This window comes from Bacillus sp. NEAU-Y102 (genome assembly GCF_054788175.1).
On sequence record NZ_JBTWFK010000012.1, the window covers coordinates 1 to 17,424 of the forward strand.

Consider the following 17,424-nt stretch of genomic DNA (forward strand, 5'->3'; position numbering starts at 1 on the left):
ATTTCAATCACTTTCCACTTTACTTCTTCTGGGTAATGAACTCTTGTCTTCAAACGAAAAACACCTCCAATGAATTTGCATACTTAGTATGCGAATTCAGGAGGTGTTTTTTTCATGTACCACTATTTGGGTTCACTTCATTGCTGGAGGATCGGGTTATGGTTTTTTTATGAGGAAATGCGATTTTAAGTTTTTGCTGAAGATGTTTTTCTAGGATATGCTGTGAGTGATTGAAGTGAGGTAGTGTCGGATATTGTCGACCGATCGATATATTAGAAAAATCGTTGATATATTGTGAGTTATGATAGATATATTGGAAAAATCGTTGATATATTGCTAGTTGTGATAGATATATTGAAAAAATCGTTGATATATTTGTAAAGGGGTGTTTGAGGTGATTGTGAAAGAAAGAAAAATACCGATTTATATAAGACAGTTAGAAGCGCTTCTTAGAAGGTTACCTGTATATCATCCGAAACGAAATATAATTGGAGAAAACTTGGCAAAACACATGGCGGGGTATAAAGGGGAGCAAGCGATTGATTATCCACTTAGTTTTATTTCTGAGAAAGAGTACAGTGTTTTACATGATGTTCGCTTATCTAATCATGATCAATACTTTCAAATTGATACTATTATCATTTCCACAAAGTTTCTTCTGTTTCTTGAGATAAAAAATATAGCAGGTACATTAATATTTGATACAAAGTTTAATCAACTTATCCGAATAACAGAAGGAAATTCAGAGGGATTTCCAGACCCTGTTTTACAAATAAAAAGGCAGGAAATACAACTTAAAAAATGGTTAAGCTTACATGGAGTTTCTTCTAGTCTTCCAATCGAGTCCCTCGTTGTTATTAGCTCGCCTCGTACCATTATAAAATCTTCAGATGACAATCTTCTTCATACAATTATTCATAGTGCAAATCTACCTCATAAAATAAAGTGGTTTAAAAGTAAATATAAGAGAAAAGTTATAGATAATGTAGATAGGCTCATTCATCAAATAATAGCGGAGCATTCTCCACTTCAACAAAATATACTTGAGCAATATAAAATAGAAAAAGAGGAGTTGCTAAATGGAGTACAATGTGAGAAATGCTTAGTTATTCCAATGGTTAAAGTTAAGAAGGGTTGGCGTTGTACAAGTTGTAAAGATTTTCTAAAAGTGGCGCATGAGGGTGCTATACGAGATTATGCATTGCTCATTAGTACGACATGTACGAACGGTAATTTGAAAGAGTTTCTCCATGTTTCGTCAGGTATGGTTGTAAACAGAATTCTCCACACACTAAATCTGGCCTATACTGGCAACAACAAAGGACGAATATATGATTTAACTTCTTTCCAATCGTAATTTTGCTATAATAAATAAGTACTTATACGAAGGGGAGTTTAAAGATAAAATGAAGTCGTTTAATATCGATCATGTTATAGCTAGTATTTTGCAATGGATATTAAATATAGCTTTAATTATATTATCCATTGTGTTATCGATTTTCTTAGTGAATGAGACGATCACGTTTGTGCAGTATATTTTTTCGTCAAAAGAGTATACGTCTTATAAATTGGTTGAAAGTATCATCGTCTATTTCTTATACTTCGAGTTCATTGCATTAATTATTAAGTATTTTAAATCGAATTATCATTTTCCGTTACGTTATTTTATTTATATCGGAATTACGGCTTTAATTCGGTTGATTATTGTGTCTCATGAGGAACCGATGGAGACGTTATTATACGCAGGAGCAATTCTTGTTTTAGTTATTACTTTATACATATCGAATATGAGAGATTTGAGAAAAGAGTAGTAGTGCAGACGTAAGTTTGCACTACTTTTTTATGTGGAATTTTCCACCCTATGATTTTGGGGCTGTAATCAAATGAATAGTGTCAGGACATTCTAATTTATAAGTTACTTTGTTGTCTTCAATATCTTTCTTTATCTTTTGACATGTAGTATTCGAATATTGTATCTCTTGGTTTTCATTATGTTTCTCATTTGTTTTTGTGTAGTCGACATCATAATAGACGGAGGTAGATTCCTTTTCTTTTTTTACAGTTAAATCAATAATAATAGGCTCGTTCTTGTTATTAAATTTAGTAATTCTAACTGAATCGTCTTTATTTGAATTATAGTTTTTTACGAAAGTATCTAATTTCTCTATGTTATAAACTTCATCGTTTTTCTCAATAATATCACCACGTTTTTTGGAAGCCTCAAAAGTATATGTCTCGTTTTTATCGTTTTTTTGCTCATTATTAGTACAACCAATAAGAGTAAATAAGGCTAATGAAATTACAGATAACGCATATTTTCTATAGTGTATTCTCATAGATTCAGCTCCTTTTCTTAATTTTTAACGATGATATATTTATAATTTTATTTTATCTTAATGAGCTTTTTGGAAAGCAAAAAGACTGTTCTTTTTTCGTTAAGTTACTGTAAATACCTACATTCTTTATTAATTAGTTATAAATTTCGGCATAATATTTTTACATTAGTTTTTACATCTTGACCTTCAAGTTGCTTGAAAGTTTACAATGAAATTAGGGCGTTTGAAATCGAAAAAAATTGAGAAATTAAGTGAAGAGGTTTCTTTTACTTGGAGGTTATAGGAATGAATCAGGAATTGAAGTTACGTCCATTAGAACGAGAAGATTTAAAGTTTGTACACGAACTGAATAATAATGCCCATATTATGTCGTATTGGTTTGAAGAGCCGTATGAGGCATTTGTGGAGCTGCAAGACTTATACGATAAACATATACATGATCAAAGCGAACGCCGATTTATCGTTGAGAAAGACAATGAGATGGTTGGATTAGTTGAGTTAGTAGAAATCGATTATATTCATCGTAGAACAGAATTCCAAATTATTATTGATCCAAATTATCAAGGATATGGTTATGCAGCAGAGGCGACGCGTTTAGCGATGGATTACGCTTTTTCTGTATTAAATATGCATAAGATTTATTTAGTTGTGGATAAAGAAAATGAGAAAGCAGTCCATGTGTATAAAAAGGTTGGATTTATAGTGGAAGGCGAGCTTTTAGACGAGTTTTTCGTTGATGGTAACTATCATAATGCGATAAGAATGTGTATGTTTCAGAAGGAATATTTTAAAAATAAGTAGTTGAATGATTTGGAGGTAATGTTGACGCTTCGTAAAACTGTATGCTAAAATCCCTTTTAAGTATTAAGGAAGGTGCAGAACATGCTTTATATAAAATTTGTAAAACTCATTAGAAAACTTTGCTCCGCACAAATGTATACGGTGAAGCGTTGTACGGAGCTTAATCAAGGGGCATAAATCCCTATATTCATCGACTGAATAACTTTTCTAAAAAAGTATAGTTTATCTATGCTTATTTGGTTATGGTTTTTCAGTTGATGTATAAAATAGATTAAGGGGCCATAGACAATGCTTTGTCTATGGCCCTTTGTGTATATTATTCCGATGAGTATTTACTGTAAATTGGAGTAGTATAGGAAAAACCACGAAGCAGAGGGCTAGTGTCGAATGACGCTATCTCTCTGCTTTTTTTAATTTCAGGAAAAGAGGAATAAAAATGAGTTTACTTAAAGTTGAAAGTTTATCACATAGTTTTATTGATAAAGTATTATACGAAAATGCTTCTTTTGATTTGCATAAAGGCGAGCATATGGGAATTGTTGGACAGAATGGTGCAGGGAAAAGCACATTAATGAAAATATTGGTGGGAGAAATTATTTCTGATAAGGGAGACATAAAGTGGCAACCCAATATTCAAATTGGACATCTTGATCAATACGCAGAAATTGATGAGGGTTATACCATTTCACAATATGTAAAGAGAGCCTTTTATGATTTGTATGAAATGGAAAAGAGAATGAACAAGTTATATGAAGAAAGTGCGATGACTGGAGATGAGAATCAACTACTAAAAGCAGCTGAAATGCAAGAGAAGCTTGAGGCTCGTGATTTTTATTCAGTAGACAGCGTAATAAATAAGGTGGCAGCCGGTTTAGGTATTGATGCGATTGGGATGGATCGTGTTATTGGTGAATTAAGCGGAGGGCAGCGTGCAAAGGTAATTTTAGCAAAGCTTTTATTAGAAGAGCCTACTATTTTATTACTAGATGAACCGACGAATTTTCTCGATAAGGAGCATGTGGAGTGGCTTGCTAATTATTTAATGAATTTTGAAGGAGCGTTTATTGTCGTATCACATGATTTTGATTTTCTGGAAAAGGTAACTTCTTGCATATGTGATGTAGAGTTCGGAACGGTTAAGAAGTATTACGGAAAATACTCAGATTTTGTAAGACAAAAGGAGCATTTGCGAAAAGATTATATTCGCCAATATTATGCACAGCGAAAGAAAATTGAAAAAACGGAAGAGTATATTCGTAGAAATATTGCTGGGGTGAATTCAAAAATAGCGCAAGGTCGTAGAAAACAATTGGAGCGTATGGAAAGAATTGCGCCACCAAGTTTTACTCATAAACCGTCTATTCATTTTCAGGAACTTCCCATTTCAGTTCAGACAGTTCTTGAAGTAAATAACCTTGAAGTTGGTTACGATTTCGCTCTCTTACCAAAATTGAATTTTTCAGTGATAGGTGGGCAAAAACTTGTTATTACAGGGTTCAATGGAGTAGGGAAATCTACTTTATTAAAAACAGTCGTTGGAAATATTGCTAGCATTTCTGGAGAGTTTCACTTTTCAGAGCAAATAAACATTGGATATTATGAGCAAGATTTAAATTGGAGCAATGATTCTTTAACGCCGCTTCAAATTATTTCAGAACAGTTTCCTAAACTGAATATGAAGGAAATACGCCATCATTTAGCTGCGTGTGGTGTGAAGGATACGCACGTTTCGCAAGAAATTCGTACGTTAAGTGGTGGTGAACAATCGAAGGTGAAACTGTGCGGATTATTACTATCACCTTGTAACTTCTTAATTTTAGATGAGCCGACAAATCATTTAGATGCAGAAGCGAAGGAAGCTTTGCAAAAGGCGCTAATTCAGTTTAAGGGCAGCATTATACTCGTATCTCACGAAGCAAGTTTTTATCTTGATTGGGCAGATAGCATCTTTGATATAGAGACAGGATTAGTTAAGGGGGTGTGAAACATATGAGTGAAAACAATTGGAAAACGAAAATTATATTATTTTTGACCGCTCAAACTATTTCGTTGTTCGGTTCCTCTCTCGTGCAATACGCGATTATATGGTATATCACCCTTACAACATCATCAGGAGTGATGTTGACTATTTCAACTGTTTGCGGTTTTCTACCACAAATTGCGATATCTTTGTTTGCAGGTGTTTGGGTTGATCGTTATGACCGTAAAAAGATGATTATGTTATCGGACGGGATTATAGCGATTGCGACGTTAGTTTTAGCAATTTTATTTTTAACAGGATATAAAAGTATTTGGTTACTTTTTATTGTGTTACTCATTCGTTCAGCTGGAACAGGAGTACAAACGCCAGCTGTGAATGCGTTAATTCCGCAAATCGTTCCGAAAGAGTATCTGATGAAAGTAAATGGAATAAATAGCAGTATTACATCTTTAATTATGTTTCTTTCTCCAGCAGCAAGTGCGGCGATTCTTTCTATTGCCAGCATTGAAACAACATTTTTTATTGATGTTATTACAGCCATGTTTGGAATTAGTATTATGTTTGTTATTCAGGTCGAAGGACATGTGAATGTAGAGAGTAAGCAAAAATCTAATCTACAAGGAATTAAAGAAGGGTTCTCTTATTTAAAAGAAAATGTATTTATTAAAAGGCTAATCCTTTTATTGATTATCGTCATGATTTTAATAAGTCCAGCTGCTTTTTTAACGCCTTTAATGGTAACTCGTTCTTTCGGGGCCGAAATGTGGAGACTTACTGCGAGTGAGATGACCTTTAGTGCGGGTGCGGCAGCTGGTGGCGTATTGATTGCGGCGTGGGGTGGTTTTCGTAATCGTATGCATACAACAGCGCTAGCTTGTGCATTATATGGACTGCTTATGATTGGACTCGGAATAGCACCGATATTTACTATGTATTTAGTATTTAATTTTTTAATTGGTATAACAATGCCGTGCTTCAATACATCAGTTACTGTGTTATTGCAGGAGAAAGTAGAACCATCGATGCACGGGCGGATGTTTAGCCTTGTACAAATTGCGAATTCATGCGCGCTTCCTTTAGGAATAATAATATTTGGTCCATTGTCGGATATGTTTAGTGTAGAGATTTTATTAATTTATGCTGGGATATTCGTGCTATTTTGCGCAATGTATGTTGTATTAAGCAAGAGGTTTGAAGTGTAAATATTTATGATTTAGAAGGTTTGCGAAGTGATTTAAGATGCTTCGTAAACCTTTTTGTTATTAGTTTAGTTAATAATTATTTATTGTTAAACGATAAATAATTATTGACTGTTAATGTTGTTTTAGATAATATGATGTTAACGATCTAAGGAGAATTACATGAGTAGAGGAGAATGTGAAATGAAAAATAAATACGTAGTAGCTATTTCTTTAATGATTTTAGCGATTATTTCTTTAACTATACATGCTTCAAACAGTAAAATAGGAGCGGATGGATTCCTTGAAGAACCTTTCTTTTTCCTAGTACCGATAAGTTATGTATTGTTCCTTAGTGGTATTGGTGTATTACTATTTGGATTTATTACTTCAAAGCTGAAAAAGGGCAATAGATAGGAGCTACCAATAGGGACAAAACACTCACTATGAAATAGAAACATACCATATGGAAGAAAAAGAATAAGTGAGATGAATCATGATGAATCATTATTTTTATAATGGTAGACAAGTAGGAGCAGCTATTACGCTGGCTGGGGCACAAGGGACAATTCATGCTGTGAATCAGGCTATTCAAATGCAACAACAAGCATATTTTGCACAAATGATGCAAAGTCAGTATATGCCGTATTCACAACTTCCGATGCAAATTGTACATTACGATGTACATCCAGCTGGTTTATTTTCCATTCCATATGGCGGGACATACTTCTTATGAAAGAAAGCGACTGGTTAGAGTCGCTTTTTTTATATTCCGCCTAGCTTCATTCCAAGGAAGGCAAAGGCGATACCAATTATGTAAGTAGCACTTAAATATAAAAGGAAGATGTACAGTTTTTTACGATTGAGAAGCTGAACAGATTCTAATTTAAGCGTAGAAAATGTAGTGAATGCGCCCATAAATCCAGTACCTAATAATAGTTGCCAGCCTGTAGTGACTCCGTTGCCAATTATATATCCAAGTAAAAATGCCCCTGTTATATTAATAAGGAATGTAGCAATTGGAAATTGTGTTTTATTTCTTTTCTTAAACCAATTGCTAATTGCAAATCGTGTAATCGCGCCGAAAAATCCACCTGTTGCCACTAATAAAGCTTCTATCATAAGTGATCACCTTCCGTAAGATGTTTCTTAATTAAGAAATCACCTAGTGTATAGCCAAGACCAGACATAATGAGACCACCAAGTATGCTGCATGATGCATATAAGAAAACCGTATCCCATTCAGAATGATTGATTAGTTGCACAGTTTCTACACTAAATGTTGAAAACGTCGTAAAGGAACCGATGAATCCAGTCCCAATGCCTGTGATAATTTCTAATGGTAAGATGTTTCGCCGAGCGATATAGGTAGTTAGCCACGCTAATAGGAAGCAGCCGAGTAAGTTGATGAGCAATGTAGCTAGCGGAAATGAATGATTCCATGAAGTATGAATAGTAAGACCTAAATAATAGCGAGAAAGGGCTCCTAATATACCGGCTATGCCAACGATAATATAAATCAATTTCTTCACCTCTTTAAATAGCTTGCTCAAAAAAATGACTCCTACCAGTAGTTATACTGGTAGGAGTCATTAGCTAAGCAGCAGTTATGGCGAACTCCATCGCCTCTGATTATTACATATAGTGTACTAAATATACCGTCTAATTTCTAGTGAGGAGGTGGGTGTAACTTTTCTTTTTTTGATGTCTGAAGGTTTTTTAGTAATTAAAATGAGATCGATTACTTATCAACTAAATATAGTGATATACAGTTTTAATTATGATAAAATGTTTCTTATGTGTGTCGTTTTATTTTATTTGACTGAAAATAAAGAAAAATAAATTCGCGTGAAAAGGAGTCATTTATTTGAAGAAATTTTTAAAAATCGTATTTATATGTGTTTTAGTATTAGCGGGCATTGTAGGAGGATTTCTAGCGTATATGACACTTACTAAAGAACAGCCTGCTGATGTTATAAGCTTGAAGGTGGAGAATAATAAGGAGCGCGTATTAGCGACTGGAAATGAATTTAAAGTTACAACATTTAATATTGGATATGCTGGGTTAGATAAGGATCAAGATTTCTTTATGGATGGTGGAAAGGGATCTGGTTCAAGTAGTAAAGAGCAAACGGAAATTAATTTAAAGAATATGCTTTCGTTTTTACAAAATGAGAATAGTGATTTTGCGCTATTACAAGAAGTTGATATAAAGTCACTTCGTTCATTTGATGTAAATGGACATGAATTTTTGAAAAAAGGATTACCTGATTATGTTTCGTCATTTGGCAAGAACTACGATACGAAATGGGTTCCAGTGCCAATAACAAATCCAATGGGATATGCGGAGGCTGGATTAAGTACGTTTTCTAAATACACTGTTCAAGAAGCGAAGAGGTTCCAGCTGCCTGGAATGGAGCCTTGGCCAAAGCGTTTGTTTGATTTAGATCGAGCAATTGTGGAATATAAAATTCCTGTTAATAATGGGAAACATGTTAGACTCGTAAATCTACATTTGTCTGCTTATGATGAAGGCGGGAAAATTAGAAAACAGCAAGTAGAGTATTTAAAAGAATATATGAACAAGCATTATGAAAATGGTGATTACGTAATAATGGGCGGAGATTGGAATCAATTAGTTTCGAACGCTCAATTAAGTGATCCGAAGTTTGTGAAAGAGCGTCCTGAGTGGTTAGTAGAGTTACCGAAGGATTTTACGGACGGTGGCTTTAAGTGGGCTGTAGATCCGTCTGTTATGACTGTGAGAGATGATGTAAAGAAATATGTCGAAGGTGAAAATTTCGTCACTATTATTGATGGCTTTATCGTTTCACCGAATGTAGAGATTGTAAATGTACAAGGGAAAGATTTAAAGTTTGAAAATAGCGATCATAACCCAGTGAGTGCGGTATTTAAACTGAAGTAATTGATATGTATAAGTAGAAGGTGGGGCTTCATATGGAGTGGTTAAAGAGGACTTGTTTTTCTAACCTTGAGAAAGAATCACAGAAAAATCATTTATTACTGTTTATAACGATTTGTAGTTTCTGCCTTGGGATAATCGCGATTGGGTATTATGGATATATTTTTACAGAGAGAGCAATAGCGTTTTGGATTTGTGGTATTTCTGTCGTTGCATTTGGAACGCTTTTTACTTTTATAAAAAATATGGAATCAGCGTATAAATATATCATGACATTTATGTTGCTTACCATGTCTTACATCATGGTACAAGCTTTTAATGAAAGCCCGGCTGTATTTCAAATGGTTTATTTTACATTAGCTGTTTCACTTATTTACTTAAGTGAGCGCCTCATTTTAATTCTTGGCGGGGTAGCTGTTGTGATCACATTTATTCTTTGTAGCTATTGGCCGAAGCAATTTTTTGCTTATACAGCCTCGTCTGAAGCTGCTAATTTTGCAAGTTTGTTAGCGATTGTAACAATTGCTATGTGGGGCGTCACGAAAATCGGTTCTAATCTGCTCCTTCGTTTAAGTGATGAGAAGCAAGAAGTAATGAGAAAAGCTCAGGAGCTAGAAGAGACGCAAAGGCTTATTGAAGAAACAGTTGTGAAACTAGATAGTAATTTCAATCATTTAAGGCAAAATATGAACACGTCGATGGAATCGATGAGTGAAATTAATTTTGCCTTTGAAGAGGTAGCAGTTGGTACGCAATCACAATCAGAGATGATGTATCGTTCGGTAGAGGTATTGAATGATATGGAGGGAAATATTGAACAAATCATCTCTCAAGTAAGAACTGCATCGGCTCGTGTGGATGAAAGTTTAGACATTTCAAAAGGTAGTGTACATACTTTAAGAAATTTTGAAGCTAACATGAGAAGTTTAAATGATGTTGTTTCACAGTCTGGAATTATATTTAGAGATTTAATGATGCAATCGAAACAAATTAATGAAATTGTAGATGTAATAACGAATATTTCAAGTCAGACGAGTTTGCTAGCTTTAAATGCAAATATTGAAGCTGCGAGGGCAGGTGAGCATGGAAAAGGTTTTGCTATTGTAGCGAGTGAAGTGTTAAAGCTTGCTGAAGAATCAAATCGTTCTGCGGGAAGAATTCAGGGGATTTTGAAGGAGTTTAGTAATCAAGCAAGTAAGGTAGAAGTGCAGGTAGAGAAGTCAGAAAGAGTACAAGAAGAGTGTAACGAAATGTTAGCAAGCGTTTTAACAAACGTAACTGATTTAGGGAAGTTTATTGATGCGATTAATAAAGTAATGCGAGAGGTTGTTATTCATCAAGAAAGTTTCCAAGTTAAAACGACGAATATTGTAAAGGATGTTACGCATGCTTCTAACGTAATTCAGCAAACTTCTACAGCTACAGAAGAAGTGCTAGCGAGTGTGGAAGAAGAAAAACATCGAAATGATATATCGGTGAAGACGTTACATACTGTTAGCGAGCAAGTGAAGTTACTAGAAGATATTCTAGAAAAGTAATATTTCTTGAAAAGGGCACACCATGTGTGCTCTTTTTTCATTTAAATGAATACTTGATAGTAATTTAATTGCTTTTCTGCGTGTTTTCTGCCAAGCTTAAGGAGATAAAGTGAGACTAATACCTACTGATTATTAGTTGAACCTCGCAAATAGCGGGATAAAATACTTCAAAGAAAGAATTATATAGGTGACGAATATGATTGAAGTTAAGACTTCTGAACTTAGTGATGGAGAATTTAATAGAGGTGTATTTGCAACTCGTGATATTAAAAAGGGTGAGTTGATTCACTCAGCACCAGTTATCTCTTATCCGAATGAACAGCATGAACACATTGAAAAAACGTTACTTGCTGACTACGCATTTGAGTATGGGGTAAATCATACGGCATTCCTGTTAGGATACGGCATGTTATTTAATCATGCATATAATCCGAATGCAACGTATGAAATTGTCTTCGAGAATCATACTTTTAACTTCTTCGCGTATAAGGATATAAAAGCGGGAGAAGAAATTTTAATCAATTATAATGGTGAAGTGGATGACGATGAGCTATTATGGTTTGATAAGGAAAAAGAAGAGAACGAAAAATAATTTAATGAGTATAGAAAGAGCACATTCTGTGGAATGTGCTCTTTTTTCATTGATGTAAATAAAGTAAAAAGTACAAAAAAATACCACTTTCTTTTTGTATGGTATAGTAAGATACTGAGGGATAGTGTTTTGAAAAAGTCACATATTTTACAAATTGTTGTCTTTCTGATGACATGTCAAGTTTAGTAGTCCATTTGGGTTGCTTTATTATGCAATATATATTTTAATATGAGTGGCACCTCTTATAAATTAAGAGGTTTATAGGTGTCTCGAATTGATTTTGGGTACACTGTATCCACCACTTTAGGTTCTTTCATGTACGTGGGGATATTATGGGCCCGTATAACGGGATAAAATGAATATAGAAATAGAGGAATCGTAAAATGAATATGCAAGAGGTTTATAAATATTTAAGTACGGTATTGCCTGAAGGACATGTTAAACAAGATGAAATGTTAAAGAATCATACGCATATTAAAGTTGGCGGAAAAGCAGATGTTTTCGTTGCGCCTACAAATTATGATGAAATTCAAGAAGTTATCAAATATGCGAACGAATATAATATTCCAGTTACGTTTTTAGGAAATGGATCGAATGTCATTATTAAAGATGGTGGAATTCGCGGGATTACAGTAAGTTTAATTCATATTACAGGTGTTACTGTAACAGGAACGACGATTGTAGCACAGTGTGGCGCAGCAATTATTGATGTATCACGCATTGCATTAGATCATAATTTAACGGGTCTTGAGTTTGCTTGTGGTATTCCAGGTTCAGTTGGCGGAGCATTATATATGAATGCTGGTGCATACGGCGGTGAAATTTCGTTTGTATTAACAGAAGCTGTCGTAATGACAGGTGATGGAGAGCTACGTACTTTGACGAAAGAAGCATTTGAATTTGGATATCGTAAGAGTGTATTTGCGAACAACCATTACATTATTCTTGAAGCGAGATTTGAACTTGAAGAAGGTGTACGTGAAGAAATTAAAGCAAAAATGGATGATTTAACGTTTAAGCGTGAGTCAAAACAGCCTCTAGAATACCCTTCTTGTGGTAGCGTATTTAAGCGCCCACCAAATAACTTTGCTGGTAAGTTGATTCAAGACTCAGGACTACAAGGTAAGCGAATTGGTGGAGTAGAAGTTTCTTTAAAACATGCTGGATTTATGGTGAATGTTGATAACGGAACAGCACAAGATTACATCGATTTAATTCACTTCGTACAAAAGACAGTTGAAGAGAAATTTGGCGTGAAGTTAGAGCGAGAAGTAAGGATTATTGGAGAAGATAAGGAATAACGAAATACGTATGAAGATATGAATTATTTTAAAATAATATTTGGGTATTGTTGACAATTTGTTTTCAATTCAATATAATGGCTAATAATTTAACAAATAACATACGTTGAAAGAGCCCAGTAGCAGTTTGTCACTGTTAACGAGAGAGCTAGGGGTTGCTGGAACCTAGCACAAACAAACTTGCGAATTACACTCTGGAGTATCTTAGGTAATGCTAAGCGGACTAGCAATCGATATTATTGCTAAGAGTGGTATGAGTAGCTATGCTATTTATGCAAACTGGGTGGTAACACGGTGAATAATCGTCCCTATGTCTATCGTAGACATAGGGGCTTTTTTGTTTTTAAAAAATAAAGGGGATGACAAAAGATGAATATTATTGATGAATTAGAATGGCGCGGCGCCGTTAATCAGCAGACTGACGAAGAAGGCTTACGTAAGCTAGTAGAAGAGAAAAAGATTTCACTATACTGCGGAGTTGATCCAACTGGTGATAGTATGCATATCGGACATTTGATTCCGTTTATGATGATGAAGAGATTCCAATTAGCTGGCCATCATCCTGTTATTTTAATTGGCGGGGCAACAGGAACAATTGGTGATCCGAGTGGACGACAATCAGAGCGTCAACTTCAAACGTTAGAAGTGGTTCAGCATAATGTAGATGCGTTAACAGCACAAATGAAAAAGCTATTTGATTTTGGTGGAAATAGCGAAGTGAAGATGGTAAATAACTATGATTGGACACATGAAATAAATATTATTGAGTTTTTACGTGATTACGGGAAAAACTTTAGCATCAATAGCATGTTAGCGAAGGATATTGTAGCAAGCCGCTTAGATACAGGTATTTCTTTCACAGAATTCACATATCAAATTTTGCAAGCGATGGATTTTCACCATTTATACACGAAAGAGGATGTTCAACTTCAAATTGGTGGTAGTGACCAATGGGGAAATATTACGAGTGGTTTAGATTTAATTCGTAAGTTAGAAGGTCATGAGGCTAAAGTATTCGGATTAACGATTCCGTTATTATTAAAATCGGACGGTACGAAGTTTGGTAAATCAGCAGGTGGTGCAGTTTGGCTTGATCCTGAAAAAACGACACCGTTTGAATTTTACCAGTTCTGGGTAAATACAGATGACCGTGACGTAATTAAATACTTGAAATACTTTACGTTCTTAAAGAAAGAGCGTATTGATGAATTAGCAGCGAAGGTAGAAGCCGAGCCTCATAAACGTGAAGCGCAAAAAGTGCTAGCGGAAGAAATGACGAAATTCGTTCATGGAGAAGAGGCGTTATTACAAGCTGAGAAAATTACAGCAGCGTTATTTAGCGGAGATATTAAATCGTTAACAGCTGATGAAATTGAACAAGGTTTTAAAGAAATGCCAACATTCCATTCTTCAAAAGAGACAAAAAATATTGTAGAGTGGCTAGTTGATTTAGGAATTGAACCATCCAGACGACAAGCACGCGAGGACATTAATAATGGTGCGATTTCTATGAATGGTGAGAAAGTAACAGATGTGGGTACGGATGTTACTGTAGAAAATTCATTTGATGGAAGATTTATTATTATTCGTAAAGGGAAGAAGAACTACAGCCTTGTGAAATTAGGAGAATAGTTTGTGTGAAAGGGGTGGGAGTAGGAAGAATACTTCCACCCCTTTCATATACACAATTTAGACATAAAATAATCAGTAAATTTAGATAATTAAAAGGATTATATTATTCTTCTGCCGAATATATAAGTTAGAGAAAATTACGGATAAAGTGAAACTTTAATCAGTGGGGGGGTGTTCCTCCCCACTGATTATTAGTTGAACCAATCGGGCTTTTACGGGCAGTTAATCTTCCGACTTCATCCCTGCATTCACTGGATTTTAAGGTGGAGGTTTTACTGCCCGTTAATGCGGGATAAAAATAGCCCGAACCATGCAGGGCATGATTCGGGCTTATATTCAGCTTAGTAAGCTAAGCTGAATAGACCTTTAATGTGTGATAAGTAACGAACGTTACTTGCTTCTTTCATTAATGATGCTGGTAAGCCTTTAAGTGGAGTATTGCTTGCTCCAATTGTAGCAACCGCATCTTTACGTCCTAGACTAGCAAGTGTTCCAGAGTTTACAGGTGCGAACTCTTCGAATGCTTTGCCTTCTAGTGCTGCGTATAAGTTGTATCCAATTAACTCACCCATTTGCCAAGCGATTTGTGCAGTTGGTGGGTATGGACGACCGTCTGGAGAGAAGACAACAGCGCTGTCTCCAGCAACGAATACGTCTTTGTGAGAAGTAGATTGTAGGTATGCATCAACTGTTGCACGACCACGGTTAACTTCAAGACCTGATTCACCGATTAATGGGTTACCTTGTACGCCACCTGTCCAAACGAATGTGTTAGCAACAAGTTTTTGACCGTCTTTTAAGTCGATCTCATTGCCAGCAACGTTTGTTACAGGAAGACCTGTTAAGAATGTAACACCGCGTGCTTCTAGGCTAGTAGTTGCACGTTCGATTAAGTGGTCTGGTAATACTGGAAGGATTTTTGGACCTGCTTCAACAAGAAGAAGTTTAACTTCTTTTGGATTTACGCCGTGGCTTTTTGCAAGTTTAGGCATAATGTCAGCAAGCTCACCAACTAGCTCAACGCCAGTTAATCCGCCACCACCGATTACGATTGTAGCATCAGCTTCGTTTTTCGTTTTCGCGTATTCACGAATACGGTCTTCAACGTGTTTGTAGATTTTGTTTGCATCAGCAGCAGATTTTAATACCATGCTGTTTTCTTCTAGTCCTGGAATACCGAAGTAAGCAGTTTTACTTCCTAAAGCAACTACAAGTGCATCGTAAGATAAAGTAGTGCCGCCAGCTAGTTTGATTTCTTTGCTATCAACAGAGAATGACTCAACTGTTGCGATTTTAAGATCGATATCTTTGCCTTTGAAAAGCTTTGTAAGTGGCATTGCAATTGCTTGCTCAGCAACGTTACCAGCTGCAAGGCGGTGTAGTTCAGTGATGATTTGGTGTGTTGGGTATTGGTTAATCACTGTAACTTGTGCTTCTGATTTGCTGTAATATTTACGTACGTTTAAAGCGGCAAGAAGACCGCCATAACCAGCGCCTAAGATGACAATTTGTTTTGACATAGTATGATATCCCCCGTCTTTACTAATTGTTGTTATAAGTTAAATTATTTATTGTTACGTTCTGCACTAATTTGAAGATATGCGTTCACAAAGCGGAACATTTTTTGTGCTTGTGGATCTTTTAGTAATTTTAATAGACCGAATAGGCCGATAACTTCAGTACTTTCGTCAGCACGATCTTTCGCTTCGATTGCAGTTGCAGCCATGCTTTTCACTGTATCTTTTACAGGTTCTACAAGCTCTGTAATTGCACCAACAGTGTCGCTTTTTAATACTTCATCAGTAGCAACAGTTTGAGCGAAGTCATAAGACTTAGTTAAAATGTTAACAAGCTCAGTTAATTTTGGAAGCTGTTCTACTAGTGTTGTTAATGATTCTTGTACCTCAGGTTTTAACAACTGATCAAGTACATCAAGTTGTCCTTGGCTAGCAGAAATTTGTACAGTTTCTTGTTCTGGCTTTGTTTGAGTCATAGTTTCTGGCATCTCCAATTCTCCTTTACGATAGCAATACTCTTATTTTTTATAAGTAAGATAGTAAACGTTTACGAAACTTTATGCAAAGTTTCACAAAACACAATAAAATGCCTTTAAATATATGGCAGCAAACAAGCTGACATAGATCTAAAACCACATTTTCTTACCTATTGTTTATGAACTGTCCGATACATGGCTTGTCCGCATAATGGAAAAGCTCCGCTACCGGAAAGTGTATATAATATATATCCTATATTATATACTATATGCACCTATGTTAACATAAAAATGATTCCTAATTATTTGATATTGAGTGTATAACCTAGTGCTGACAAGGTATGAAAGCGTATAAAATATTTTGTTTTAGTTAGAAATGTACATATATATATAGAAAAAAAGGAAAAAACGAACAAATTCATGTTCGTTTTTTCCTTTTTCCTATTATTCACCTTCTGCAATTAGCATCGATGTATTACCTTCTTTTTCAAGATGACATTCGCCCCAAGTACAAAGAGAGTCAAGAATTGATTCTAAAGACCAACCGTAATCAGTAAGGGAGTATTCTACTTTTGGCGGGACTTGGTTGTAGACTTTTCTTTGAATGACCCCGTCGTCCTCTAATTCGCGTAATTGCTGAGTTAACATTTTTTGTGTAATACCAGGCATTAAACGTTTTAGTTCACTCGTTCTTTTTGTGCCTTTCGTTAGATGACAAAGGATAACAACCTTCCATTTTCCACCGATAACCTCTAAAGTCGCCTCTACAGGAATATTGTATTTCTTCATATGAAACCCTCCTTTTATGAGTAAAGTAAGCTTAATAATACAAATGTTACTTTTTAGTACCTATAGCACTTTAAAGTACGTACTTTTTATCATGTTAAATATGTTTCATAATAGCACATGTGAGAAGCAAGTAAGTAGTACGGTACCAAAAAGTGACTATGTTACTTTTTAGTGCCTATCGTACTTTAAAGTGCGTTCTTCAAAAAAGGAATGAAACCATTCATAATAGCATTTGTAAGTATAAAATATATTTTTTAGAAGATAAAAGGGCCTTTTTATCACACTATTATGATTGGATTTCTTGTAATAAGGAGGAATTCAATTGAGTTCATATACAGTACCATCTTCAGAAGTTCAGAC

At 35.2% G+C, this 17,424-nt stretch carries 18 protein-coding genes, 1 riboswitch and 1 other annotated feature; of the genes, 12 read left to right on the forward strand and 6 right to left on the reverse strand.

Annotated elements, in window-relative coordinates:
* Positions 1 to 400: 400 nt before the first annotated feature.
* Both ACYFX0_RS24785 and psiE read left to right on the forward strand, forming a co-directional pair.
* Complete coding sequence (locus tag ACYFX0_RS24785; RefSeq protein WP_106081721.1) at positions 401 to 1,357, forward strand: nuclease-related domain-containing protein; 957 nt, start codon at positions 401 to 403, stop codon at positions 1,355 to 1,357.
* A gap of 49 nt (positions 1,358 to 1,406) precedes the next feature.
* Entirely contained in the window at positions 1,407 to 1,811 is a 405-nt protein-coding gene (psiE, locus tag ACYFX0_RS24790) for a phosphate-starvation-inducible protein PsiE (protein ID WP_106081656.1), read from the forward strand.
* 48 nt (positions 1,812 to 1,859) lie between these two features.
* Here the strand turns inward: psiE and ACYFX0_RS24795 are convergent, their stop codons facing one another.
* On the reverse strand, positions 1,860 to 2,336 hold the full coding sequence (locus tag ACYFX0_RS24795) for a DUF4362 domain-containing protein (RefSeq protein ID WP_086396204.1): 477 nt from the start codon (positions 2,334 to 2,336) through the stop codon (positions 1,860 to 1,862).
* Positions 2,337 to 2,621: 285 nt separating this feature from the next.
* On the opposite strand from ACYFX0_RS24795, the gene speG reads away from it, so the two are divergent.
* From speG to ACYFX0_RS24820, 5 genes are all read left to right on the forward strand, one after another.
* Positions 2,622 to 3,137 carry a spermidine N1-acetyltransferase gene (speG, locus tag ACYFX0_RS24800; protein WP_001071085.1) on the forward strand — a complete coding sequence of 172 codons (516 nt, stop codon included), beginning with the start codon at positions 2,622 to 2,624 and terminating at the stop codon, positions 3,135 to 3,137.
* Between the two features lie 436 nt (positions 3,138 to 3,573).
* Positions 3,574 to 5,121, forward strand: a complete 1,548-nt coding sequence (abc-f, locus tag ACYFX0_RS24805) for a ribosomal protection-like ABC-F family protein (RefSeq protein WP_460271989.1) — start codon at positions 3,574 to 3,576, stop codon at positions 5,119 to 5,121.
* Between the two features lie 5 nt (positions 5,122 to 5,126).
* Positions 5,127 to 6,320 (forward strand): MFS transporter, encoded by a 1,194-nt coding sequence (locus tag ACYFX0_RS24810; protein ID WP_140161834.1) that lies wholly within the window; start codon positions 5,127 to 5,129, stop codon positions 6,318 to 6,320.
* A 159-nt stretch (positions 6,321 to 6,479) separates the two neighbouring features.
* Positions 6,480 to 6,713: a DUF3955 domain-containing protein gene (locus ACYFX0_RS24815; protein WP_000086300.1), complete on the forward strand. Its 234-nt coding sequence runs from the start codon at positions 6,480 to 6,482 to the stop codon at positions 6,711 to 6,713.
* A 79-nt stretch (positions 6,714 to 6,792) separates the two neighbouring features.
* Complete coding sequence (locus ACYFX0_RS24820; protein ID WP_000980956.1) at positions 6,793 to 7,032, forward strand: DUF3947 family protein; 240 nt, start codon at positions 6,793 to 6,795, stop codon at positions 7,030 to 7,032.
* Positions 7,033 to 7,061: 29 nt separating this feature from the next.
* On the opposite strand, the gene crcB (ACYFX0_RS24825) is transcribed toward ACYFX0_RS24820, so the two are convergent.
* Positions 7,062 to 7,418 carry a fluoride efflux transporter CrcB gene (gene crcB, locus ACYFX0_RS24825; RefSeq protein ID WP_000568584.1) on the reverse strand — a complete coding sequence of 119 codons (357 nt, stop codon included), beginning with the start codon at positions 7,416 to 7,418 and terminating at the stop codon, positions 7,062 to 7,064.
* Complete coding sequence (gene crcB, locus ACYFX0_RS24830; protein WP_187299001.1) at positions 7,415 to 7,819, reverse strand: fluoride efflux transporter CrcB; 405 nt, start codon at positions 7,817 to 7,819, stop codon at positions 7,415 to 7,417. Before crcB (ACYFX0_RS24830) ends, crcB (ACYFX0_RS24825) begins: the two co-directional genes overlap by 4 nt.
* Before the next feature lie 53 nt (positions 7,820 to 7,872).
* Positions 7,873 to 7,932: riboswitch (Fluoride riboswitch) on the reverse strand.
* 231 nt (positions 7,933 to 8,163) lie between these two features.
* On the opposite strand from crcB (ACYFX0_RS24830), the gene ACYFX0_RS24835 reads away from it, so the two are divergent.
* From ACYFX0_RS24835 to tyrS, 5 genes are all read left to right on the forward strand, one after another.
* Positions 8,164 to 9,222: an endonuclease/exonuclease/phosphatase family protein gene (locus ACYFX0_RS24835; RefSeq protein ID WP_000714043.1), complete on the forward strand. Its 1,059-nt coding sequence runs from the start codon at positions 8,164 to 8,166 to the stop codon at positions 9,220 to 9,222.
* Positions 9,223 to 9,254: 32 nt separating this feature from the next.
* Positions 9,255 to 10,757 carry a DUF4077 domain-containing protein gene (locus ACYFX0_RS24840; protein ID WP_106081653.1) on the forward strand — a complete coding sequence of 501 codons (1,503 nt, stop codon included), beginning with the start codon at positions 9,255 to 9,257 and terminating at the stop codon, positions 10,755 to 10,757.
* 196 nt (positions 10,758 to 10,953) lie between these two features.
* The gene (locus ACYFX0_RS24845) at positions 10,954 to 11,349 is read left to right on the forward strand and encodes an SET domain-containing protein (protein WP_000573651.1); all 396 of its coding nucleotides are present in this window, start codon (positions 10,954 to 10,956) and stop codon (positions 11,347 to 11,349) included.
* A gap of 383 nt (positions 11,350 to 11,732) precedes the next feature.
* Positions 11,733 to 12,650, forward strand: a complete 918-nt coding sequence (gene murB / locus ACYFX0_RS24850) for a UDP-N-acetylmuramate dehydrogenase (RefSeq protein WP_001057103.1) — start codon at positions 11,733 to 11,735, stop codon at positions 12,648 to 12,650.
* Between the two features lie 97 nt (positions 12,651 to 12,747).
* Positions 12,748 to 12,963, forward strand: a binding site (T-box leader).
* A gap of 56 nt (positions 12,964 to 13,019) precedes the next feature.
* Entirely contained in the window at positions 13,020 to 14,282 is a 1,263-nt protein-coding gene (gene tyrS, locus ACYFX0_RS24855) for a tyrosine--tRNA ligase (RefSeq protein ID WP_106081652.1), read from the forward strand.
* A gap of 341 nt (positions 14,283 to 14,623) precedes the next feature.
* On the opposite strand, the gene ACYFX0_RS24860 is transcribed toward tyrS, so the two are convergent.
* The 3 genes from ACYFX0_RS24860 to ACYFX0_RS24870 form a co-directional block, all read right to left on the reverse strand.
* Entirely contained in the window at positions 14,624 to 15,802 is a 1,179-nt protein-coding gene (locus tag ACYFX0_RS24860) for an NAD(P)/FAD-dependent oxidoreductase (protein WP_000043197.1), read from the reverse strand.
* 44 nt (positions 15,803 to 15,846) lie between these two features.
* Positions 15,847 to 16,287, reverse strand: a complete 441-nt coding sequence (locus ACYFX0_RS24865; RefSeq protein ID WP_001115310.1) for a DUF1641 domain-containing protein — start codon at positions 16,285 to 16,287, stop codon at positions 15,847 to 15,849.
* Positions 16,288 to 16,719: 432 nt separating this feature from the next.
* Positions 16,720 to 17,064, reverse strand: a complete 345-nt coding sequence (locus ACYFX0_RS24870; protein ID WP_000760473.1) for a winged helix-turn-helix transcriptional regulator — start codon at positions 17,062 to 17,064, stop codon at positions 16,720 to 16,722.
* Between the last annotated feature and the right edge of the window lie 360 nt (positions 17,065 to 17,424).

Coding starts and splice junctions, on each gene's coding strand:
- psiE (WP_106081656.1), top strand. CDS start 1,407: ATGAAGTCGTTTAATATCGATCATGTTATAGCTAGTATTTTGCAATGG.
- ACYFX0_RS24795 (WP_086396204.1), bottom strand. CDS start 2,336: ATGAGAATACACTATAGAAAATATGCGTTATCTGTAATTTCATTAGCC.
- speG (WP_001071085.1), top strand. CDS start 2,622: ATGAATCAGGAATTGAAGTTACGTCCATTAGAACGAGAAGATTTAAAG.
- abc-f (WP_460271989.1), top strand. CDS start 3,574: ATGAGTTTACTTAAAGTTGAAAGTTTATCACATAGTTTTATTGATAAA.
- ACYFX0_RS24810 (WP_140161834.1), top strand. CDS start 5,127: ATGAGTGAAAACAATTGGAAAACGAAAATTATATTATTTTTGACCGCT.
- ACYFX0_RS24815 (WP_000086300.1), top strand. CDS start 6,480: ATGAGTAGAGGAGAATGTGAAATGAAAAATAAATACGTAGTAGCTATT.
- ACYFX0_RS24820 (WP_000980956.1), top strand. CDS start 6,793: ATGATGAATCATTATTTTTATAATGGTAGACAAGTAGGAGCAGCTATT.
- crcB (WP_000568584.1), bottom strand. CDS start 7,418: ATGATAGAAGCTTTATTAGTGGCAACAGGTGGATTTTTCGGCGCGATT.
- ACYFX0_RS24840 (WP_106081653.1), top strand. CDS start 9,255: ATGGAGTGGTTAAAGAGGACTTGTTTTTCTAACCTTGAGAAAGAATCA.
- ACYFX0_RS24845 (WP_000573651.1), top strand. CDS start 10,954: ATGATTGAAGTTAAGACTTCTGAACTTAGTGATGGAGAATTTAATAGA.
- murB (WP_001057103.1), top strand. CDS start 11,733: ATGAATATGCAAGAGGTTTATAAATATTTAAGTACGGTATTGCCTGAA.
- tyrS (WP_106081652.1), top strand. CDS start 13,020: ATGAATATTATTGATGAATTAGAATGGCGCGGCGCCGTTAATCAGCAG.
- ACYFX0_RS24860 (WP_000043197.1), bottom strand. CDS start 15,802: ATGTCAAAACAAATTGTCATCTTAGGCGCTGGTTATGGCGGTCTTCTT.
- ACYFX0_RS24865 (WP_001115310.1), bottom strand. CDS start 16,287: ATGCCAGAAACTATGACTCAAACAAAGCCAGAACAAGAAACTGTACAA.
- ACYFX0_RS24870 (WP_000760473.1), bottom strand. CDS start 17,064: ATGAAGAAATACAATATTCCTGTAGAGGCGACTTTAGAGGTTATCGGT.